General features: G+C 68.2%; 22 protein-coding genes. 6 read left to right on the top strand and 16 right to left on the bottom strand.

The window, feature by feature from the left end; genetic code table 11:
* The first annotated feature begins 195 nt into the window (after nucleotides 1-195).
* Nucleotides 196-1,941 carry a thiol reductant ABC exporter subunit CydD gene (cydD, locus tag N5D20_RS17250; RefSeq protein ID WP_197578437.1) on the top strand — a complete coding sequence of 582 codons (1,746 nt, stop codon included), beginning with the start codon at nucleotides 196-198 and terminating at the stop codon, nucleotides 1,939-1,941.
* On the top strand, nucleotides 1,938-3,611 hold the full coding sequence (gene cydC / locus N5D20_RS17245) for a thiol reductant ABC exporter subunit CydC (protein ID WP_197578436.1): 1,674 nt from the start codon (nucleotides 1,938-1,940) through the stop codon (nucleotides 3,609-3,611). The genes cydD and cydC overlap by 4 nt, the downstream gene beginning before the upstream one ends.
* A gap of 100 nt (nucleotides 3,612-3,711) precedes the next feature.
* On the opposite strand, the gene N5D20_RS17240 is transcribed toward cydC, so the two are convergent.
* The 11 genes from N5D20_RS17240 to ccmA form a co-directional block, all read right to left on the bottom strand.
* On the bottom strand, nucleotides 3,712-4,056 hold the full coding sequence (locus N5D20_RS17240; RefSeq protein ID WP_197578435.1) for a DUF1294 domain-containing protein: 345 nt from the start codon (nucleotides 4,054-4,056) through the stop codon (nucleotides 3,712-3,714).
* Nucleotides 4,057-5,169 (bottom strand): homoserine O-acetyltransferase, encoded by a 1,113-nt coding sequence (locus N5D20_RS17235; RefSeq protein WP_043401487.1) that lies wholly within the window; start codon nucleotides 5,167-5,169, stop codon nucleotides 4,057-4,059.
* Between the two features lie 180 nt (nucleotides 5,170-5,349).
* The gene (locus N5D20_RS17230) at nucleotides 5,350-6,339 is read right to left on the bottom strand and encodes a cytochrome c biogenesis protein (protein ID WP_054172175.1); all 990 of its coding nucleotides are present in this window, start codon (nucleotides 6,337-6,339) and stop codon (nucleotides 5,350-5,352) included.
* Nucleotides 6,333-6,782: a cytochrome c-type biogenesis protein gene (locus N5D20_RS17225; RefSeq protein WP_049435070.1), complete on the bottom strand. Its 450-nt coding sequence runs from the start codon at nucleotides 6,780-6,782 to the stop codon at nucleotides 6,333-6,335. The genes N5D20_RS17230 and N5D20_RS17225 overlap by 7 nt, the downstream gene beginning before the upstream one ends.
* Nucleotides 6,783-6,786: 4 nt before the next feature.
* Nucleotides 6,787-7,404: a DsbE family thiol:disulfide interchange protein gene (locus tag N5D20_RS17220; protein ID WP_049435069.1), complete on the bottom strand. Its 618-nt coding sequence runs from the start codon at nucleotides 7,402-7,404 to the stop codon at nucleotides 6,787-6,789.
* A gap of 8 nt (nucleotides 7,405-7,412) precedes the next feature.
* Nucleotides 7,413-9,332, bottom strand: coding sequence for a heme lyase CcmF/NrfE family subunit (locus tag N5D20_RS17215; protein WP_197578434.1), 1,920 nt, complete (start codon nucleotides 9,330-9,332; stop codon nucleotides 7,413-7,415).
* Nucleotides 9,333-9,794, bottom strand: a complete 462-nt coding sequence (ccmE, locus tag N5D20_RS17210; protein ID WP_019336396.1) for a cytochrome c maturation protein CcmE — start codon at nucleotides 9,792-9,794, stop codon at nucleotides 9,333-9,335. It abuts the gene before it with no gap.
* Nucleotides 9,791-9,979 (bottom strand): heme exporter protein CcmD, encoded by a 189-nt coding sequence (locus tag N5D20_RS17205; RefSeq protein WP_010486686.1) that lies wholly within the window; start codon nucleotides 9,977-9,979, stop codon nucleotides 9,791-9,793. The genes ccmE and N5D20_RS17205 overlap by 4 nt, the downstream gene beginning before the upstream one ends.
* Complete coding sequence (gene ccmC / locus N5D20_RS17200; protein ID WP_197578433.1) at nucleotides 9,976-10,746, bottom strand: heme ABC transporter permease CcmC; 771 nt, start codon at nucleotides 10,744-10,746, stop codon at nucleotides 9,976-9,978. The genes N5D20_RS17205 and ccmC overlap by 4 nt, the downstream gene beginning before the upstream one ends.
* A gap of 43 nt (nucleotides 10,747-10,789) precedes the next feature.
* Nucleotides 10,790-11,485 (bottom strand): heme exporter protein CcmB, encoded by a 696-nt coding sequence (ccmB, locus tag N5D20_RS17195; protein ID WP_006456616.1) that lies wholly within the window; start codon nucleotides 11,483-11,485, stop codon nucleotides 10,790-10,792.
* Nucleotides 11,482-12,111 carry a heme ABC exporter ATP-binding protein CcmA gene (gene ccmA, locus N5D20_RS17190; RefSeq protein WP_019336398.1) on the bottom strand — a complete coding sequence of 210 codons (630 nt, stop codon included), beginning with the start codon at nucleotides 12,109-12,111 and terminating at the stop codon, nucleotides 11,482-11,484. The genes ccmB and ccmA overlap by 4 nt, the downstream gene beginning before the upstream one ends.
* A 196-nt stretch (nucleotides 12,112-12,307) precedes the next feature.
* Between ccmA and N5D20_RS17185 the strand changes: the two genes are divergently transcribed.
* The 3 genes from N5D20_RS17185 (at nucleotide 12,308) to N5D20_RS17175 (ending at nucleotide 14,815) form a co-directional block, all read left to right on the top strand.
* Entirely contained in the window at nucleotides 12,308-13,456 is a 1,149-nt protein-coding gene (locus tag N5D20_RS17185; RefSeq protein ID WP_197578432.1) for a pyridoxal phosphate-dependent aminotransferase, read from the top strand.
* A gap of 14 nt (nucleotides 13,457-13,470) precedes the next feature.
* Nucleotides 13,471-14,277, top strand: a complete 807-nt coding sequence (locus N5D20_RS17180) for an amidohydrolase (protein WP_197578431.1) — start codon at nucleotides 13,471-13,473, stop codon at nucleotides 14,275-14,277.
* A 103-nt stretch (nucleotides 14,278-14,380) separates the two neighbouring features.
* Entirely contained in the window at nucleotides 14,381-14,815 is a 435-nt protein-coding gene (locus N5D20_RS17175) for a hypothetical protein (protein ID WP_032129781.1), read from the top strand.
* On the opposite strand, the gene N5D20_RS17170 is transcribed toward N5D20_RS17175, so the two are convergent.
* Together N5D20_RS17170 and N5D20_RS17165 are read right to left on the bottom strand one after the other, a co-directional pair.
* The gene (locus N5D20_RS17170) at nucleotides 14,802-15,095 is read right to left on the bottom strand and encodes a hypothetical protein (protein WP_197578430.1); all 294 of its coding nucleotides are present in this window, start codon (nucleotides 15,093-15,095) and stop codon (nucleotides 14,802-14,804) included. The two genes, N5D20_RS17175 and N5D20_RS17170, sit on opposite strands and share 14 nt — an antisense overlap.
* A gap of 95 nt (nucleotides 15,096-15,190) precedes the next feature.
* The gene (locus N5D20_RS17165) at nucleotides 15,191-16,318 is read right to left on the bottom strand and encodes an MFS transporter (protein WP_197578429.1); all 1,128 of its coding nucleotides are present in this window, start codon (nucleotides 16,316-16,318) and stop codon (nucleotides 15,191-15,193) included.
* A gap of 90 nt (nucleotides 16,319-16,408) precedes the next feature.
* Here N5D20_RS17165 and N5D20_RS17160 point away from each other — a divergent pair, with 90 nt between their 5' ends.
* Nucleotides 16,409-17,197, top strand: coding sequence for a helix-turn-helix transcriptional regulator (locus N5D20_RS17160; protein WP_032129778.1), 789 nt, complete (start codon nucleotides 16,409-16,411; stop codon nucleotides 17,195-17,197).
* A gap of 116 nt (nucleotides 17,198-17,313) precedes the next feature.
* On the opposite strand, the gene N5D20_RS17155 is transcribed toward N5D20_RS17160, so the two are convergent.
* Genes N5D20_RS17155 through N5D20_RS17145 form a run of 3 tightly spaced genes read right to left on the bottom strand, consistent with a single transcriptional unit; the run spans nucleotide 17,314 to nucleotide 20,750 of the window.
* Nucleotides 17,314-18,948, bottom strand: coding sequence for a pseudouridine synthase (locus N5D20_RS17155; protein ID WP_197578428.1), 1,635 nt, complete (start codon nucleotides 18,946-18,948; stop codon nucleotides 17,314-17,316).
* Nucleotides 18,941-19,816, bottom strand: coding sequence for an SMC-Scp complex subunit ScpB (scpB, locus tag N5D20_RS17150; protein ID WP_049433687.1), 876 nt, complete (start codon nucleotides 19,814-19,816; stop codon nucleotides 18,941-18,943). The genes N5D20_RS17155 and scpB overlap by 8 nt, the downstream gene beginning before the upstream one ends.
* A gap of 13 nt (nucleotides 19,817-19,829) precedes the next feature.
* Nucleotides 19,830-20,750, bottom strand: coding sequence for a ScpA family protein (locus tag N5D20_RS17145; RefSeq protein WP_197578427.1), 921 nt, complete (start codon nucleotides 20,748-20,750; stop codon nucleotides 19,830-19,832).
* Between the last annotated feature and the right edge of the window lie 312 nt (nucleotides 20,751-21,062).

Here is a 21,062-nt window from a genome sequence, read left to right as displayed (position 1 = left end):
GGTGGCGGGAAGGGTGGTCTACGACGTGAATGATGTGACCGACTACTTCAAACAGCCTTGATCCAGATCAATGTATGAATGGGTATTCAGGAGGATCGTATGCCAACCCGATGAAGACTGCGACCGCCGGCCGCAGGGGGAGGCTGTTGCCTGCGCCTACAATGCCGTGTCTCCCCTGTTGCCCGTGAAGACCCCTTGAGCGCTGCCGAAACGACCCCTGACGGCCTTTCCCCGGAAGCCGAAACGACCCGCCAGCGGCGTGCCCGCAGCGCTTGGCTGGCCGATCTCGCCCGCTCCGCTCGAGGTCGCCAGAGGCTGGCGGCGCTGTGCATCAGCCTGTCCGGCGCGCTGCTGATCGGCCAGGCGGCTGCCATCGCCTGGCTGGTGCAGCTGGTGCTGGTGGAACGCGCACCGCTGGCGTCGGGCCTGCCGGTGCTCGCTGGGTTGGCCGTGATCCTGGTGCTGCGCACGCTGCTGGGCAGCGCCACCCAGGCGGCCGCAGGCGATGTGGCCGATGCCGCGCGGCTGGCCCTGCGCGAGCGTGTGTTCGCGCGCCTGCTTGGCCATGGGCCGCTGTGGCTGCGCCAGCGCCGCACCGGCGAGCTGGGCGAACTGATGCTGCATCACGGCGATGCGATCGAGAGCTATTACAGCGGTTTCCTGCCGGTGCGCACCGAAGTAGTGGTGGTGCCGCTGCTGATCCTGGCTGCAGTGGCCTGGGTGGACTGGGTGGTGGCACTGATCCTGCTGTTCACCGCGCCGCTGGTGCCGTTCTTCATGATGCTGGTGGGGTGGGGTGCCGAAGCCGCCGGTCGTGCGCAGCTGGGCGAACTGGCGCGGATGAGCGGCCACTTCGCCGACCGCATCAAGGGCCTGGGCCTGCTGCGCCTGTATGGCCGCGGCGAGGCCGAGCTGGAGGGTATCGAGGCGGCCGCCGAAGGTGTGCGCGTGCGTACGCTGAAAGTGCTGCGGATCGCCTTCCTGTCGTCCACGGTGCTGGAGTTCTTTGCCTCGGTCAGCGTGGCGATGGTCGCGCTGTACCTGGGCCTGAGCTATCTGGGCATGATGTCGCTGCATTCGGCGGTGCCGACGCTGGGCGCGGGCCTGTTCTGCCTGCTGCTGGCGCCGGAGTTCTACGCGCCGCTGCGGCGGTTGGCTGCGCACTACCACGACCGCGCCAATGCACTGGCAGCGGCGGCCGAGGTTGAGCGTCTGCTGCAGTCATTGCCGGACGAGCAGGGCCTGATCGAAAACGAGAGTGCGCCGCTTGCGGTGGAACCGGCCGAGGCCGCCTTGCCGCCGCTGCAGGCGCAGGGGCTGGTGCTGCGTCCGTTGGGCGCGCCGCACGACGTGTTGCAGGATCTGGATGTGCTGCTGGAACCGGGTCAGCGGCTGGCCCTGGTCGGCCCCAGCGGATCCGGCAAGAGCACCTTGCTGGAAGCGCTGGCTGGCTGGCTGCAACCCCGTGCCGGCAAACTGCAGCTGCGCCCCGGCGTGCAGGTAGCCTATGCCAGCCAGCGGCCGTACCTGTTCCACGGCAGCATCGCCGACAACCTGCGCCTGGCCGATCCCGGCGCCAGCGACGCGCGGTTGCGCGCAGTGGCCGAGGCCGCGCAGGTGCTGCAGTTCGCGCAGCGCCTGCCACAAGGACTGGATACGGTGATCGGCGAGCGCGGCTTCGGCCTGTCCGGTGGTGAGGCTCGTCGCATCGGCCTGGCCCGCCTGCTGCTGCGCGACCCGCAGGTGCTGCTGCTGGACGAACCCACCGCGTTCCTCGATGCCGATACCGAAGCGGCGCTGCTGCGCAGCCTGGCCGCCTATGCACGCGGCCGCAGCGTGGTGGTCGCCACCCACAGCCCGGCGGTGATCGCCTGGGCCGACCGTTGCCTGTTGTTGCCGGAAGGTCGTGTGGTTGAGCCGGCACAGGCGGTGCGCGCATGAGCCGTTCGCCTGATTCGCTGCGCGCGGTGTTCCTGCGCCATCTGCCGCGCCTGCTGCTGACGATCCTGCTGTTGTGGACCACCATGCTGGCCGGCACCGCACTGCTGGGCCTGTCCGGTGGTTTCCTCACCGCCGCTGCATTGGCCGGTGCGGCCGGCCTCGGCCAGGGCTTCAACTTCTTCTCGCCGTCCGCGGGTATCCGCGGGTTGACCATGGCGCGCATCGTGTCGCGCTACTTCGAAAAGCTGGTGGGCCACGATGCCACCCTGCGCATCGCCCGCGACCTGCGCGTGTGGTTCTTCCGCCGCGCGCTGCCATTGGCACCGGCACGGCTGGGGGCCACGCGCACCGGCGATCTGCTGGCGCGCCTGCTCGGTGACATCGGTGAAGTGGACGGCCTGCTGGTGCGTGCGATCGGGCCGCTGGTGGCGCTGGGTGCGCTGACGCTGGTGGCGATCACTTCAGCCGCTGTGATCCTGCCGTCGGCGGCGGTACTGCTGGCGGTGCTGGCGCTGCTGATCGCTTTCGGCGTGCCGTGGCTGGGTGTGCGAGGTCGTGACGATGAAGAGGCCGACCGTGCCGCGCATCGCGCCGCACTGCGCACCGCCGCCTTTGAAGGGTTGGAGGGCGCGGGCGATCTGGCCGCACTGCATGCCGATGCGGCGTGGCAGTTGAAGGTACGTGTGGCCGCCAAGCAGCTGGCTTCGCGGGATCGTCGGCGCCGCTGGCGCCTGATCGCGGCCTCGACCCTGCATGGCCTGGTGGCTGGTCTGGGCCTGGTGGCGATGCTGGCATTGGCCCTGCATGCGGCCGAACAGCAGCGCATCGCGCCGGAAATGGCGGCGGGCCTGGTGTTCCTCACCGTCGCGCTGATCGAACTGTGGGCCGGGATGGGCCTGGCGTGGCAGTCACTGCAGTCCGGGCGAATCGCCGCCGATCGGTTGCAGGCCATCGTCGAGCAGCCGCCGACGGTGGAGGATCCCGCAGCGCCACAGCCGGTACCGCAGGCCGCGCCCGTACATTGGGATGACGTGCATTTCCAGTGGCCGGGTGCAGCGCGGCCGGTGTTGTCCGGCCTGCAGCTGACGTTGGCGCCTGGGGAACGCATCGCCATCCGTGGCGACAGCGGCAGTGGCAAGACCACGCTGTCCAGCCTGCTGCTGCGGCTGTGGGATCCGCAGCAGGGGCGAATCACCTATGGTGGCATCGACCTGCGTGATTTCAGCCAGGCCGACTGGCATCGGCAGCTGGCTTGGTTGCCGCAGAACGCGCCGGTGTTCGCCGGCACCGTGGCCGAGAACCTGCGCCTGGGTGATCCCGATGCCAGCGACGCCGCCTTGTGGGCGGTGCTGCGCCGCGTGCGCCTGGGCGAATGGGCCGGGCGCAACGGTGGCCTGCAGGCCTGGGTGGGCGAGAACGGCGCGACGATGTCGGCCGGCCAGGCGCGGCGGCTGGCGCTGGCGCGGGCGCTGCTGCGCAACGCGCCGATCCTGCTGCTGGATGAACCCACCGAAGGCCTCGACGTGGATACCGCACGCGCGCTGTTGCGGGACCTTTCCGGGTTGCTGGACGGGCGCAGCCTGCTGATGATCACCCACGACGACCTGCCTGAAGGCGTGGTCGATGCGCAGTACCGGTTGCGCGATGGGGCGCTGGTCCGCGAACGTTGACCGATGCACATCCGCGCGTGGCGTGGATCTACTGTAGAGCCGAGCCCATGCTCGGCTGCCTCGGTACGGAGCCGAGCATGGGCTCGGCTCTACAGGTTGGCTATCGCGAAAACTCGCGCAGCATCACCGCGATCGAGGCCACGTTGGCCAGCACGCACAGCCAGAACACCCACTGGAACGAGGCTTTGCGGTGCTTGTGGCGGAACATCGCCTGGCCCAGCAGCGCGCCGGGCCAACCGCCGGCAAAGGCCAGCAGCTGTAATGTGCGCTCCGGAATACGCCACTGCTTTCTCTGCGCCGCGCGCTTGTCGTGGCCGTACAGGCCCAACGACACCGCGCTGGCGAGCAGGCACCACCCACCCAGCCACAGCGGCAGCACGCCGCTGACCGTCAGCGCGATCGACGCGCCGAACGCGGCCAGCGCGAGATGACGCCGCCATGCCACCTACAGCGCGTCGAGAAAGCCGCGCACGGCCGGGCCGAAACGCTCGAAATCGACGAGGAAGGCGTCATGGCCCTGTGGCGATTCCAGGCCGATGAAGCGCGCATCGGCGCCGCCGGCGCGCAGGCCGTCGGCGACCTGTTGCTGCTGCTGTACCGGGAACAGGATGTCGGTGTTGGCGCCGATCGCCAGCGCCTTCTCCACCCGGATCTTCGCCAGCCCGGCCAGCACGTCGCCGTCGGCATACTCAGCCAGGTCGAACCAGTCCATCGAGCGGCTCAGGTACAGGTAGCAGTTCGGATCGAAGAAACGCACGAAGCGCCGTGCGTGGCCTTCCAGATAGCTTTCCACCTGGAATTCCAGGCCGAACGGATCGTCGTCGGTCTGGTCCGAATCCAGCCGCACGCGGCCGAAGCGGCCATCCCATTCCAGTGCGGAGCGGTAGGTGATCACGCCCAGCTTGCGCGCCATGCGCATGCCGGACTCGGGGTATTCGGCATCGTCGTAGTGGCCACCATTCCAGCGCGGATCGAGGCGGATCGCCTCGCGCTGCAGCGAACGGATCGCGATCGAGAACGGCAGCGCCTGCGCACTGCCGGAAATGTTGACGTGGCTGCGCGCGATGCCCGGCTGCAGCATCAGCACGGCCAGTGCGGTCATGCCGCCCATTGAATTGCCGACCACGCAGGCCAGCTGTTCGATGCCCAGGGCACGCACGACTTCGATCGCGGCGCGCGCGCCGTCTTCGATCGACAGCTCGGGGAAGTCGAGGCGATACGGTTCGCCCGTGGCCGGGTTGAGCGAGGCCGGACCGGTCGAACCCTTGCAGCTGCCCAGCGAGTTCACGCAGACCACGAACCAGCGGTTGGTATCGATCGGCTTGCCGGGGCCGACCATGCCTTCCCACCAGCCCGCAGCCGGGTTTGCGTCATTGGCCGCGGCATGCGCATCTGGTGAGAGGCCGGTGACGATCAGGATCGCATTGCTGGCGTCGGCCGCCAGTGTTCCCCAGGTTTCGTAGGCCACGCGCGCGCCGTGCAGGGCGCCGCCGCGCTTGAAAGGGAACGGAGAGGGAAGGGCGTGGAAGCGGGTGCCGGGCGGGATGAATTCGGTCATGCAGCCATTCTAGCGGGGCCGCATGTGGAGCTGGCGACACGCTGGTTTCCAGCAGCGGGTGGACGCGGACCGGACCGTCGTATCCACGCATGGCGTGGATCTGCTGTAGAGCCGAGACGATGCTCGGCTGGAGGGCGCCGGCAACCCAATCGCAGCCGAGCGTGGGCTCGGCTCTACAGGTCAGGGAAACCGCAGCTCAACCACGCCGTCATGCGGCAGTGTCACCCGCACCACGTCGCTTTGCAGGTCGCCCTCGCTGCGATTGGCGCTACCAGTACGCGAGATGCGTGCCAGCACTTCCACGTCGCGATGTGCCGACAGCGGCGCGGTCGGCATCGGGCTGTCAGCGTCGCCCAGCCCGACCGTGGCCGGGAAACCGGCCAGCGGCAGCTTGCGTGCGGCCACCGGCATCGGCGGTCCACCCACGGCGCGGGCCAGCACGAATACCTGGGTGCTGGCCGGCCACTCGGTGTTCTTCAGCGCAGGCAGCTGCACGCGCACCTGCAGCAGCGCCTCTGGTGCCGCAGGAGCGGCATCGGGTGCCAGGCCGGCCGCTTCGCGGGCGATGGCGATCTGCGCCTGCAGCGCCTGCGCGGCGCCGGGCTCAAGCCGTGGCAGCAGGCCGCTCCACACATCCGCGGCCTCGGCATTCTTTCCGCGCTGGCGCAGGGCGATGCCCAGCAGCCAGCTGGCGCGCTCGGCATCGGGTGCCTGTGCACGCGCCTGCTGCAACCAGGCCATCGCGGTGTCATCGAACTGCTTGCCGGCATCGGCCTGCGCACGTGCCTGCGCCGCTTCCACCAGTACGCCGGGGTCTTCCGGAGCGAGAGCGGCGGCACGTGCGAAGGCGTCCGCCGAGGCTGCGGCGTTGCCCAGTTCGGCTTGCGACCGGCCCAGCAGCGCCCAGCCATCGGCCCGCTGTGGGTCACGCTTCAGTGCATCCTGCAGGGCCTGCACGCCATCGCGCAGGGTGGCTACCGACGGCGTCGGTTGTACCTGTGCTGCACGCGGATCACCGACCAGCAGATACAGGCAGGCACCGGCGACGCCCAGCGCGAGCACACCCACCACGAAACCGCGGCGACCGTGGTGGCGCAGCGGCCACAGCACCAGCGCCGCCATCAGTGCGGCCACCAGCCCGGCCAGCATCGGCAGCCAATGGCTCACCATCCGTCTCCTTCATCGGTCTTGCTGGCGGGGGCGGCAGCGACCGTGCGGCCACGGCGGCGGACGATGCCCAGTACCACCAGCGCGCCGGCGCCCAGCACCAGCAGCGGACCGCCCCACAGCAGCCAGGTGCCCGGCTGCAACGGTGGCTGGTAGAGCACGAACTCACCGTAGCGGGAGACCAGGAACTGCTTGATCTGTGCGTCGTCGTGGCCCTGCTGCATCAGCTGCAGCACCTCGCGGCGCAGATCCTGCGCGATCTGCGCGTTGGAATCGGCCAGCGACTGGTTCTGGCACTGCACGCAGCGCAGCTGCGCGGCCAGGTCATGGAAGCGGCGTTCTTCGGCGCCATCGCGGAACTGCAGCGGCTGCGGATCGTGCAGCGGCTGCTGTGCCACCGCAGCCAGCGGCAGCATCAGAAGCAGCAACGCCAGCAGCCAGCGCATGGGCTCAGGGCGCCGTGTGCAGCGTGCTGCCGGCATTGCCCTGGGCCTTCTCGACCTTTTCCAATGCCGGGATCAGCTTCTCGTCGACTACGCGCTGGGTCATCGCACCGCTGTACTTCCAGCGCACGATGCCGCTGCCGTCGACCAGGAAGGTCTCCGGTGCAGCGGTCACGCCCCAGTCGATCGCGGTGCGGCCTTCAACATCACTGAGCACGACCATGAACGGGTTGCCCAGCTGCTCCAGCCAGTGCAGGGCATCGGTCGGCTCGTCCTTCCAGTTGTAGCCGATCACGCGCACGCGCTTGCTCTCGGCGAAACGGGTCAGCACCGGGTGTTCCTCGCGGCAGGCTGCGCACCAGCTGCCCCACACGTTCAACAGGTAAGGCGCGCCGCGCAGTTCGTCGCTGTGCACGATCATTTCCGGGTCGTGCAGCACCGGCAGCGCGAACGCTGGCGCCGGCTTGTCGATCAGCGCCGAGGGCAGCACGTCGCGCTGCGGATCACCCGATTTCATCACCCCGTAGATCATCAGCCCGAGCAGGCCGAAGAAGAACAGCACGCCGATCACGATGGCTACCGGCGGCAGCGGGCGGGAGGGGCGCGGGGCGGGGGACTCGGACATGGAAACTCCTACGGACGACGGAAACGGCGGTCGGCTGCGGTGATGAATCCGCCCAGGGCCATCAACAGCGCGCCCAGCCAGATCCAGCGCACGAACGGCTTGATGTGCACCCGGACCGCCCATGCATTGTTGCCCAGCGGCTCGCCCAATGCCACGTAGACATCGCCGTCGAAGCGTGCATCGATGCCGGCCTCGGTCATCACCTGGCCGCCACTGGCGTACTGGCGCTTCTCCGGATGCAGCAGGGCCTGTTCGCGGCCGTTGCGGAACACCCGCAGATGGCCACGGTCGGCGATGAAGTTGGGGCCTTCGCGGTGGTCCACGCCCTCGAAGCGCACTTCGTAGCGGCCGACCACCAGTTGCTGGCCAGGTGCCAGCGCCACTTCGCGCTGCACGTTCAGGGCTTCCACCAGCAACGCACCGGCCAGGAACACGGCGATGCCGGCGTGGGCGACGATCATGCCGAGCATTTCGGCGGTGAAGCGGCCGTTGCCGCGCAGTCGCTGCCAGACGAAGCGTGCGGTACCGAAGCCGACCCAGGCCGCGGCGGCGACACCGAGACCGGCCTTCCAGCCGTTCTGCGGCGCCTTCCACCAGGCCAGCGCGCCCAGCAGCACTGCCAGACCCAGCCAGGGTGCCAGCAGCGCGAACGAGCGCGAGGGCTGGTCGCGCTGCCACTTCACCAGCGGGCCGAACGGCAGCAGCAGGATCATCGGCGCCATCAGCAGCAGGAACAGGCTGCCGAAGTAGGGCGGGCCGACCGAGATCTTGCCCAGCGACAGCGCATCGGCCAGCAGCGGATACAGCGTGCCGAGCAGCACCATCGCGCAGGCGGTGGCCAGCAGCAGGTTGTTGGCCAGCAGCAGGGTCTCGCGCGAGGTGGCGGTGAAGCCACGGCGCGGATCGTCGGCGTCCACGCTCAGCTGGCTGGCGCGCAGCGCGTACAGCAGCAGGCTGCCGCCGACCAGCACCGACAGGAACACCAGGATGAACAGGCCGCGCGACGGATCTGCAGCGAACGAATGCACGCTGGTCAGCACACCGGAGCGCACCAGGAAGGTCCCGAGCAGCGACAGCGCGAAGGCGGCAATCGCCAGCAGCAGTGTCCAGCTGCCGAACGTGCCGCGCTTTTCGGTGACGGCCTGCGAATGGATCAATGCCGCACCGACCAGCCACGGCATGAAGCTGGCATTTTCCACCGGGTCCCAGAACCACCAGCCGCCCCAGCCCAGCTCGTAATAGGCCCACCAGCTGCCCAGTGCGATGCCCAGGGTCAGGAAGCCCCAGGCGACGTTGGTCCACGGCCGCGTCCAGCGCAGCCAGCGCGCATCGATGCGCCCCTCCAGCAGGGCCGCCACCGCGAATGCGAACGGAACGGCAAAGCCCACGTATCCGATGTACAGCATCGGCGGATGGATGATCAGCCCCGGGTCCTGCAGCAGCGGGTTGAGGTCGCGGCCTTCCAGCGGCGCCGGGTTCAGGCGCAGGAACGGATTGGAGGTGAAGATCAGGAAGGCGAGGAAGCCGACGCTGACCACGCCCATCACCGCCAGCACGCGCGCCTGTACCGGTGCAGGCAGGTGCCGCGAGAACAGCGCCACCGCGCCGGTCCACAGCGCCAGCACCAGCGCCCACATCAGCAGCGAGCCCTCGTGGGCCCCCCACACCGCCGAGTAGCGGTAGATCATCGGCAGCAGCGAATTGGAGTTCTCGGCCACGTAGCGCACCGAGAAATCCTGCTGCACGAACGCGGCGGTGAGCACCGCGAAGGCGCCGGCGAGCAGCAGCAGCTGTGCGAAGGCGGCCGGCCGTGCCACCGCCATCCATGCCGTGTTGCTGCGATGCGCGCCGACCAGCGGCAGGCCGGTCTGCAGCAGCGAGGCCAGCAACGCGCACAACAGCAGGATCTGACCCAGTTCGGGCAGCACTCAGCGCACCTCGGGTGCCGTCACCGGCACGTCATGCTTGCGATGGGCATCGCCCATCTTGTCGGCCACTTCCTTCGGCACGTACTTTTCATCGTGCTTGGCCAGCACTTCGTCGGCAACGAAGACACCCTCCTGCAGGCGGCCACTGGCGACCACCGCGGTGCCTTCGGCAAACATGTCCGGAAGAATCCGCGACGTGGTCACCGCCAGCTGGGCATCGCCGTCGGTTACTTCGAAACGTGCTTCCAGCGAACCGACCGGGCGGTTGAAGGAGCCCTTCACCACCATGCCGCCCAGGCGGAACCGCGACTGTGCATCGACATCCCCGCGCAGCACTTCCGAGGGCGTGTAGAGGTAGGCGATGTTGCGTTCCAGCGCCATCGCCACCAGTGCGGTGGCCAGCCCGGAGGCGAGCAGGGCCAGCAGTACCCAGGCCAGGCGGCGGCGTTGTACCGGCGTCATCGTTCCAGCTCCGTCGACAGCGGCGCTGCAGCTTCCTGTTTGACGGCGCGGGTCTGCTGCCGCTGCTGGCGTGCCAGCGCCAACCGGCGTGCCATGCGCAGGCGCAGCCACGAACCGATGGCATCGGCGCCGAGCACCAGCACGAACACGGCGTACGCGCCGATCACATAGGGCAGGTGGGTCATGGCTGGGCCTCCCCGGCCGCGCGTGCGGCATCGACCCGGCCACCGACCCAGGCCTTGCCGGCCTCGCGGTCGAGATTGTCGGCGCGGGCCTTGGCCAGCACCGAACTGGCGAACCAGAACTTGGTGCCGATGACCATCCACCACAGTGGCGCGATCATCGCGCTGCTGATCGCCGATTCACCGAACACGTTGATCGACTGGCGCTGATGCAGGCCGCCCCACCAGTCCACCGAATAGCGGATCACCGGCAGCAGGCTGACACCGACGATGGCCAGCAGGCCGGCCGCGCGCGCGGCGCTGCGGCGGTCCTCAATGGCGTGGTACAGGCCGATCACGCCCAGGTACAGGAACAGCAGCACCAGTTCACTGGTCATGCGCGGGTCCCAGTCCCACCAGGTACCCCAGGTACCCTTGCCCCAGATGCTGCCGGTCAGCAGGGTGATCAGGGTGAAGCCGGCGCCCATCGGCGCACAGGCCATGGCCAGGATCTCGCAGACCTTGATCCGCCAGATCAGGGCGATGGCGGCATACAGCGCCATCAGCGCGAACACGAACAGGCTCATCCAGGCACTGGGCACGTGGATGTAGAGGATGCGGAAGCTGTCCAGCTGCTTGGCTTCCGGCGGCACCACCAGCAGCGCCTGCCACATGCCGACCAGCAGCACAGGCACCGCCGCGAGGTAGAACACCCGCGACCAGCGGGCAGCGAATCGGTCGAACGTGGGGGGCGAACCGAGTTGGTGGAACCAGCGGACAATCGGATTCATGCGTGGCGGCTATCCAGCAGGGGTGGATTGGCTCTCAGCTCGGTCAACTCAGAGAAATACGTATTGCAGCGGCGGTGGCCAACGGCGCCAGCACCAGCGCGACCAGCAGGCCGGCGCCCAGCATCAGCAGCGCACCGACCGGATCCTGTCCGCGTCCGGCTGCCGCCAGACTGCCGGCGCCGAACACCAGCACCGGCACGTACAGCGGCAGCGACAGCAACGCCACGAGAATACCAGAGCGCCGGATGCCTACGGTCAGCGCGGCGACCACGCCACCGATCAGGCTCAGCAACGGCGTTCCCAGCAGCAACGATGCCAGCAACATCGGCAGCTGGTCATGCGGCAGATGCAGCATTTCGGCCAGCAGCGGGCTGACCACGATCAGCGGCAGCGCGGTGGTCGCCCAGTGCAGCAGCACGCGCACCAGCACCAGCCAGGCCAGCGGCACCGGCGCCAGCAGCCATTGTTCCAGCGAGCCGTCTTCGGCATCGGAGCGGAACAGTGAATCCAGCGACAGCTGCCCGGCCAGCAGCACCGCAAGCCACAGCACTGCGCCTGCGGTGGCGGCCAGCAGTTGTGGCTCACGACCCTGCGCCAGCGCGAACAGCACCACCACCAGCACCGCGAACAGCAGCGGCTGCAGCGCATCGCCGCGACGGCGCCAGAGCAGGCGCAGGTCACGCTTGAGCAGGGCGCCTGCGGTCTGCCACAGGCCCGGTTCGGTGCCTGGCGCGATCATGCGGCACCGCCGAGGTCGAGTTGGCGGGTGCGCACTGGCGGCGCGGCATAGGCGCCATGGGTGGTGACCAACGCCGCGCCGCCGGCGCGCAGGTGCGCGGAAATCATCCGGTTGACCAGGGTGATGCCCTCCAGGTCGAGGTTGGCATAGGGTTCGTCGAGCAGCCACAGCGGCGCCGGCGACAGCCAGATGCGTGCCAGTGCCAGCCGCCGCTTCTGCCCGGCGGACAGATGCCTAACAAGGGTGTCCTCATAACCGGCCAGGCCGACGATGGCCAGCGCGTTGCCCGGCATCTGGCGCGCGCGGCGCCCGTGCAGGCCGCACAGGAAGTGCAGGTTCTCCAGCGTGTCCAGATCGGGCTTCAATGCGGGCAGGTGGCTGAGGTAGGCGACGTAGCGCGCGCGCTCGGCATTGCCGGCTGGCCGGCCATCGATCTGCACCTGCCCGGCACCGGGCCGGGCCAGGCCCGCCAACACGCGCAGCAGGGTGGTCTTGCCGGCGCCGTTGCCGCCCTGCACCAGCAGGGCTTCGCCGGCGTCCACATGGAAGTCCAGCGGGCCGAACACCGGCTCGTCATTGCGGGAGAAGCTCAGGCCGCTCGCGGCCAGCAATGCAGGGGTGTTCAAGGGGCAGGGGTCTTCATGCCGGAGTGCGGCGGCAATTGTAGCGGTGAATGCCGTCCCGGTAGCGCCGGGCCATGCCCGGCGGCCGCAGGGCATATGCAAAGAGCCGCCGGGCATGACCCGGTGCTACCGGCTGAACCCACAGTCGCAGCGTGGATTTCGTACACTTCTGGGCCTCGTTCCCCCAGACTCCAGGCCGATGCAACCCAACACCAAGCTGCCCAAGGTCGGTACCACGATCTTCACCGTGATGTCCCAGCTCGCCGCCGAACACGGCGCAGTCAACCTGGGCCAGGGTTTCCCGGACTTTTCCGTGCCGCAGCGCCTGATCGATGAGACGGCCAAGGCGATGGCCGCCGGGCTGAACCAGTACCCGCCGATGACCGGTGTGGCGCCGCTGCGCCAGGCCATCGCGCAGAAGGCGCTGGACTGCTACGGCGCGCAGGTCGATGCGGACAGCGAGATCACCGTCACCAGTGGCGGTACCGAGGCCATCTTCAACGCCATCCACGCCGTGGTGCGTGCCGGCGAGGAAGTGATCGTGCTCGACCCGGCGTATGACTGCTATGAGCCGGCGATCGACCTGGCCGGCGCCAAGGCCGTGCATGTGTCGCTGGATCCGCAGACCTTTGCCGTCGACTGGGACCGCGTGCGTGCGGCGATCACCCCGCGCACCCGCATGCTGATCGTCAACACCCCGCACAACCCGTCCGGCGCGATGCTGTCGGCGCAGGACATGCTGGCACTGGCCGAGCTGCTGCGTGGCACGCAGATCTACCTTATCTCCGATGAGGTGTATGAGCACATCATCTATGACGGCCGCCGCCATGAATCGGCGCTGCGCTACCCGGAACTGCGCGAACGCGCGTTCGTCATCTCCAGCTTCGGCAAGACCTACCACTGCACCGGCTGGAAGATCGGATACGCAATCGCGCCGCCGGCGCTGACCGCCGAGTTCCGCAAGGTGCACCAGTACAACACTTTCACCAGCTTCGGCCCGGCACAGTACGGCTTCGCTGCGATGATCCGCGATGAGCCCGAACACCACCTCGAGCTGGGCGCGTTCTACCAGGCCAAGCGCGACCGTTTCCGCGAGCAGCTGGCCAGCACCCGCCTGAAGGCGCTGCCGGTCCCGGGTGGCTACTTCCAGCTGGTCGATTACTCGGCCATCAGCGACCTGCCGGACCATGAGTTCGTGAAGTGGCTGACCATCGAAAAGGGTGTCACCGCCATCCCGCTGTCGCCGTTCTACGAGAATCCGCCGGCCGGCCAGCGCCTGGTGCGCCTGTGCTTCGCCAAGAATGAAGCGACCATGGACGCGGCGATCGAACGCCTGCGCCTGCTCTGAGCGGAGGCGTGGACATGCAGGACCTGCGTATTTCCCTCGTCCAGGGCGACACCCGCTGGCATGACCCGGCGGGCAACCGTGAGTACTACGGCGCGCTGCTGGCACCGCTGGCCGGCACCACCGATCTGGTAATCCTGCCGGAGACCTTCACCAGTGGCTTCTCCAATGAAGCCATCGCCCAGGCCGAAGGCATGGACGGCCCGACCGTGGCCTGGGTGCGCGAGCAGGCCAGGGCCTTGAACGCGGCGGTGATCGGCAGCGTGCAGTTGCGTGATGGCGAAGGCGTCTACAACCGCCTGCTGTTCGCCACGCCCGATGGCAACCTGGAGTACTACGACAAGCGCCACCTGTTCCGCTACGGCGGCGAGCACGAGCGTTATGCTGCCGGCCGCGACCGCCTGAGCGTGGAATGGAAGGGCTGGCGGATCAATCCGCAGGTCTGCTACGACCTGCGTTTCCCGGTGTTCTGCCGCAACCGCTACAACGTAGAGCGTCCGCAGCAGCTGGATTTCGACCTGCAGATCTTCGTTGCCAACTGGCCGTCGGCACGCGCCTATGCGTGGAAGACACTGCTGCGTGCACGTGCGATCGAGAACCTGTGCTTCGTGGCGGCAGTGAATCGCGTGGGCGTCGATGGCAACCAGCTGCATTACGCCGGCGACAGCGCGGTGCTGGATTTCCTCGGTCAGCCGCAGGTGGAGATCCGCGAACGCGAACAGGTGGTCACCACCACCATCTCGGCCGAGGCGCTGGCCGCGCACCGCGCGCGCTTCCCGGCCATGCTTGATGCCGATGCCTTCCACCTGGACCAGCAGGCCTGAGCGACGGCCTGAACGCTGCCGCACCAGCGCGCGCGCCTGCATTCAACGTGCACGCGCGCGCTGTTAGATTCGCCGCCAGTCCGACCGAACTGGAAGTCCCGCCATGAACACGTCCTTCGCCCTGCTACTGGCGCTGTCCGCCGCATCGTTGGCCCCGGCCGCGCACGCCGCTGGCAACCTCGATTGCGAGCTGCGCTACAACCTCTCCGGCTGGTCGCTGATCTACAAGACCGCATCCGGCAATGGCACGGTCACCTGCAGCAACGGCGCCAGCATGCCGGTGCGCATCCAGATGAAGGGTGGCGGCCTGACCGTCGGCAAGTCGAAAATCACCAACGGGCGTGGCAGTTTCACCGGCGCTGTCAGCGTCAATGAACTGCTGGGTACGTACGCCTCGGTCGGCGCGCATGCCGGTGCGGTGAAGTCCAGCAACGCGCAGGTGATGACCAAGGGCGACATCTCGCTGGCCCTGTCCGGTACCGGCAAGGGCTGGGATCTGGGCGTGGACGGCACCGCGTTCACCCTCAGCCGGCGCTGAGGCGCGACGGCGCGGCAGTTCCCCAGTTGATGCGGATGTAGTGCTGTTCGGAATCGCTCAACAACCGTTCAACACCGAAACCATTCTTCAGCAGCTGTGCGACCACGTCTTCGACGAGCTGCTCGCTGGCCATCACCTGGCTGAAGCCGAACACGATGTAGCGGCGGCCATTTTCCGAGCCGATCTGGATGGCGTTGTCGAGATCGCGGTAGAACAGTTCGATCGGGCGCTTGGCGGCATCGGCGTTGGCGCGGGCCTGTTCGGCGGTGATGGTGATCATGGGCATCTGCCTTGTGTGGGAGAGCGCGCACGATAGCCAGGGAATCAAAGCCGTTCCCGGAAGGCGCGCACAGTGCGCTGCTTTTGCAGCAATTCCTAGGCTGCAGCGAAACGCTGCCGCTGCAGCCACAAGGCCAGCAGGCCACACGCGATGAGGGTCGGTGCCAGCAGCTGCACTGCACCGACCAGCGCCATTGCCGCACCGATCAACAGGTAGTAGAGCAGGCCGAACAGCGCGCCTGCGCTGCCGAGGCAGTGTGGATAGCCGCGCAGGGCCTGGCCGAGCACATTGGGGATGGCAAGACCGAAGCCCATCACCACCGGTACCATCGCCGCGACCAGGGCAGGGTGATCATGCAGCAGCGCGGCCAGCAGGCCTCCCGTCAGAACCAGTCCTGCGGCGATGCGGATGCGCGTGGTTGAGGCAACGCCTGCACGCAGCAGGCGGCCATTGCCCCACGCGCCCAGTGCCGAGCCCAGTGCCAGCACCGCGCCGCTGGCGCCGAACCAGGTGGCTGGCCAGTGCAGGCGCGCAAACACGAAGGGGCCGAGCACATACCAGCTGTACATCGCCACGTTGAAGGCCATCACCAGCAACGCGTGTGACCAGATCCAGCGATCGCGCAGCAGTTCCCGCAGCAGCGGCAGCATGGGCGTGTGCGGGATCTGTGCAGGACGGCTTTCGCGCAGGCCAGCCAGGCATGCGACCGCCAGCAGGGCAGTTATCAGCAGCAGGCCGGACTGTACGCCGGCATAGCCATTGGCGGCGACCAGCAGCGTGCCCAGTGCAAGACCGATGGCCGGGCTCAGGGCCAGGGCCATGCCGATCCAGGAGAATGCCTGCGCCAACGCTGGCCCCTGCAGATGGTCGCGCAGCACGGTCTGGGTCACCACCGAAGCGGCGGCGGCGCCGACTGCGGCCAACACCTGGGCCAGCAGCACCTGGCCGAAGCTGCCAGCCATCAGCCCGCCCAGTGCAGCCACTGCGAAGACGCCGAGGCCACAGAGAAGGGCGGGGCGACGACCGATACGATCGGCCAGGCGCCCCCACAGCAGCACGCCTGCAGCGAAGCCGAACAGGTACAGGCTCATGGCCTGGCTGGCGGCACTCGGCGGCAGGGCGAAGCGTTCGGCCAGATCGGCCAGGGCCGGGCTGTACAGGGTCTGTGCCAGCTGCGGAAACATCAGCAGTGCAATGGCGAGCAACAACAGGCGGCGCGACATGCGGGCGCTCCAGGAACAGGGCCGCGCATTGTGGTCGCGCCCGCAATGGCGCACTCTGTCTATCCTGTCATCAGATATATGAAATCAGACATGGCCTGGTTGCAGCCGGATGCGCACTTCGACGCCGATGCCTGGGGCGCTCCGGTGTTGGGGATCGCGGCCTCACTGGCGGATCACGACTCGGGTTGGCACCAACATGCACGCGCGCAGCTGCTGTACACCCGGCAGGGCTGTACGCGCCTGACCTACGGTGATCGCGTCAGCCTGCTGCCGCCCGCGCGCGCGGCGTGGATTCCGGGTGGGCTGCGCCATCGTGCGCAGATGCGCCAGGCAGTCGACTACCGTTCGTTGTACTTCGACGCCACCCTGTCGGCCCAGCTGCCCCGGCAGCCGGCGATCATCGGCGTCGGTCCGCTGCTGCAGGCCTTGCTGGAGCCGATCGCGCAGGCGCCGTTCGACCATGACTGGCAGTCGCCGCGCGCGCACCATCAACTGGCGTTGTGCGTGCTGGAAATCGCCGCTGCACCGGTGGCGCCGATGGACCTGCCTTTACCGCGTGATCCGCGGATCGCACGTTGCCTGCCGCTGGCCGAGCAGCTGCCGCCCGAACTGGGGGAGCTGGCCGCGCGCACGGGCCTGAGCGCGCGTACCGTCGGCCGGTTGATGCAGCGTGATACCGGCATGAGCTATCAGGCCTGGCGCCAGCAATGGCGCCTGATGCGGGCCATGGAGTTGCTGCTGCTGGGTCATCGCGTCGCGCATGTGGCCCAGGACACCGGCTTCTCCGCCGAGAGCCCGTTCATCGCCTTCTTCCGCAGCATGACCGGCACCACTCCCGCCGCTTTCCAGCGCCACGCAAAAGGGGACGGAGGGGATTAAGTCGCTTTCGCCCCTTCGACACACACCGTGGCAAAAACGACTTAATCCCCTCCGTCCCCTTTTCAACGAAAAACCCCGGCCTGCGCCGGGGTTTCTCATTTCATGCGTGTCAGCGATCAGCCGCCGCGCGGGCCGCTGCGGCGCGGGCCGCCCGGACCGCGGTTGCCGCCGGGGCCACCCGGGCCACGGTTGCCACCCGGACCACCCGGGCCGCGATTACCGCCTGGACCTCGGTTGCCGCCGCCCGGACCGCGACTGCCCGGACGGGCGCCCTGTGCCGGCTTCGGGCTGCCATAAGGGTTGAAGCCCGGGGTGGCGTGGTCGGATGGGAAGCTCGGGGCATTGCCCGGATGGCCGTACGGGTGCTTGTTGCCCTGGCCCTGCGAGCGGTTGCCCGCACCGGCCGGACGACCCTGGCCGCCTGCGCCGCCACGGCCTTCACCGCCGAAACCGCCACGCCCCTGGCCGCCACCGGCGCCTGCGCCCGGACCCTTCGGCTTGCCGTACGGACGGCCCTGGCCGCCCGCACCCGGACCACGGGCACCGGGGCCACGTGCGCCCGGGCCGGCATTGCGATGGCCGCTCGGGCCGGTGCTCACGCCATCCGGCACGTACCAGGTGCGGAACGCGGCCGGGTTGCCTTCCGGCAGCGAGCGGTCGTTCTTCTGGGCACGCTGCTTGAACGGCTTCTGCGACTGCTTGGCCGCCGCTTCACCGCTGACCGTCAGGCCACCCTTGAAGCCGCCGCCCTTGCCACCGCGGCCACGGCCGCGGTCTTCGCGGACGTTGTCGAAACGACGCAGCTCGCGGCCTTCGTCGGCGGTGTTATGGCCGTTGACGTAGGCATTGCCGCGGCCACCTTCGCGCACGCGCACGGTGGTCTTGGCGGCACGGCGCTGGCCGATCACCGGCTGCAGCGTCAGTGCCGACGGTGCGCCTTCTTCCAGCTTCAGCTGCGCGCGCAGGGCTTCAACCTGCGTGGTGCCCAGTTCCACCGAATGGCCGCGGGCCAGTTCGCGCGGCAGGCTCACCTTGCCGTAGCGGGTGCGCTTCAGGCGGCTGACCTGGCAGCCCTGCGACTCCCACAGGCGGCGCACTTCGCGGTTGCGGCCTTCCTTCACCACGACGCGGAACCAGTCGTGCGAGTCGGTGCCGCCGATACGTTCGATCTCGTCGAACTTGGCCGGGCCGTCTTCCAGTGCCACGCCACGGGTGAGGCGGTCGACGATGGCGTCGGAGACCTTTTCCTCGCCTTCCGGCGCACGCACCCGGACCACGTATTCGCGCTCGACCTCGAACGACGGGTGCATCATGGCGTTGGCCAGTTCACCGTCGGTGGTGGCCAGCAGCAGGCCGGTGGTGTTGATGTCCAGGCGGCCGATCGCGATCCAGCGCGCGCCCTTCAGCGGCGGCAGCGATTCGAACACGGTCGGGCGGCCTTCCGGATCATCGCGGGTGGTCACTTCGCCTTCCGGCTTGTTGTAGACCAGCACGCGCGACGGCTCGGCCAGGGCGGTGGCGACGAAGCCACGGCCGTCCAGTTCGATCTTGTCGCCGCTCTTGACCGACATGCCGGTCTGCGCGACTTCACCGTTGACCTTGACCAGGCCTTCGGCGATGCGCTGTTCCAGCGCGCGGCGCGAGCCGAGGCCGGCCTGGGCCAGCACCTTGTGCAGGCGCTCTTCCAGCTTGAACTGTTCGGAGGTGGCTTCGCGCTTCAGCGAGAGCTTGTTACGGGGGGTGTCACTCATCAGTTTTGCTCCGGCCGACGGTTTCGAGGTCGGCCTCTGGTTCGGAATCGGCTTGGTCAACAGCCACGGTCGTCATCGCGACGGCGTTGTCTTCGCGTTCGTTCACTGGCACCGCGCGCTCGCCCGGCGCGGAATCGGGGTGCCCATCATCGAGGGGCGAAGGTGCTTGCTCATCGGTAGCCGCTGCAGGAGCTGCGTCGGCGGAATCGGGGGTGTCACTGCCGGCCAGGCCGGCATCATCGTTCGCGGCAGCGCCTTCGTCGCCGGCCGAGATGTCAGGACCGTCGGCGCTTGCTGCTGCGGGCACATCGCGGTCCAGGGACAGCTGGGGTTCCAGCTCGCCCAGGTCCTTCAGTTCCGACAGGGGCGGCAGCTCATCCAATCGCTTCAGGCCGAAATAATCCAGAAAGCCCTTGGTGGTACCGAACAGCGCCGGCTTGCCGGGCACATCGCGGTGGCCGACCACGCGGATCCACTCGCGTTCTTCCAGCGCCTGGATGATGTTGCTGCTGACCGCCACGCCGCGCACCTGCTCGATCTCGCCGCGGGTGATCGGTTGCCGGTAGGCGATCAGCGCCAGGGTTTCCAAGGTGGCACGGGTGTAACGGGTCTTGCGTTCGGTCCACAGCCGGCTGATCCAGCCATGCACTTCGCCGGTCACCTGGTAGCGGAAGCCGGAGGCGACCTCGACCAGTTCCACGCCGCGGCCTTCGCAGGCCTCGCGCAGGCGTTCCAGCGCGCGTTCGATGCTGCCCGGCGGTGCCGGTTCCTCTTCCGGGAACAGGTCCTTCAGCTGGGCCAGGGTGAGCGGCTGGCTGGAGGCCAGCAGGGCACCCTCGACAATGCGGTTGATCAGCGATTGATCCATCGGCAGTCAGCGCTCACTCGTCTGCATTGGCATTGGCATTGGCGTCGTCGTCGTTGTCGTCGAACTCGCTGCTGAACTGCAGCGGGGCATTGGTGTTGCCGGCGGCCAGCGATTTCACGTAGATCGGCGCCAGCGGTTCTTCCTGGACGATGTCCAGCAGCTGTTCCTTTGCCAGTTCCAGCACCGCCAGGAACGTGACCAGCACGCCCAGCTTGCCTTCTTCAGCCGTGAACAACCCTTCAAAGCGATAGAACTTGCCGTCTTCCAGGCGTCCCAGCACTTCGCCCATGCGTTGCCGCACGCTCAGCGCCTCACGCTTGATGGCGTGACCGCTGAACAGCTCGGCGCGCTTGAGCACGTCGTGCAGGGCCAGCAGCATTTCCTTCAGGTCCACCGGCGGCGGCAGCTTCACCGTGGCGCGTTCGGGCATGAAGGCGTGTGCCAGGCTGGTATCGCGGTCCTGGCGGGGCAGGGCGTCGATGTCCTCGGCGGCCTGCTTGAAGCGTTCATACTCCTGCAGCCGGCGCACCAGCTCGGCGCGCGGGTCGGCCTCATCGCCTTCCTCGCTGACCGGGCGCGGCAGCAGCATCCGCGACTTCACTTCGGCCAGGATCGCCGCCATCACCAGGTACTCGGCGGCCAGCTCGAAGCGCAGCTCGCGCATCACGGTGATGTATTCCACATACTGCCGGGTGATCTCGGCCACGGGAATGTCCAGCACGTCCAGGTTCTGCCGGCGGATCAGGTACAGCAGCAGGTCCAGCGGGCCTTCGAAGGCATCCAGGATGACTTCCAGCGCGTCCGGCGGAATGTACAGGTCCTGCGGAATCTGCAGGACCGGTTGCCCATGCACCACGGCCAGCGGCATTTCCTGCTGCTGTGGGGCGGGCGGCCGGGTTGGCGGGTTCGCGTCGAGCGCGAGTTCGGAAGTCATCTAATGGACATCAGGATTGCAACGGACCAGTCGCGGCACCGGGTTCGCCGGGCCAATGCCACGGAGCCCCAGGGCACCAGACACGCCGGGATCGGCGCGATTCCACACATATCAAACAGCAGGACGCGCCGCAGGAAACGGCGGCGACGGAACTACGGGGAGGTCGTCTACGTGGCCCGGCCAGGTGGACCGGTTTGAAGCAGCGGGACGGTCGTCGGGGGCTGCGTTGGCCGCAAAAACCGACGGGCTGCTGCATCCAGCCACGTGCAATGGAGTCTAGGGTAAGCCTTTGTCGCGCCAGTGTCCAGCCGG

The sequence above is a fragment of the Stenotrophomonas sp. GD03877 genome, assembly GCF_029840555.1.
GTDB lineage: Bacteria > Pseudomonadota > Gammaproteobacteria > Xanthomonadales > Xanthomonadaceae > Stenotrophomonas > Stenotrophomonas geniculata.
Note: the sequence above shows the minus strand (reverse complement) of the source record. Positions and strands in the feature narration are given on the sequence as shown.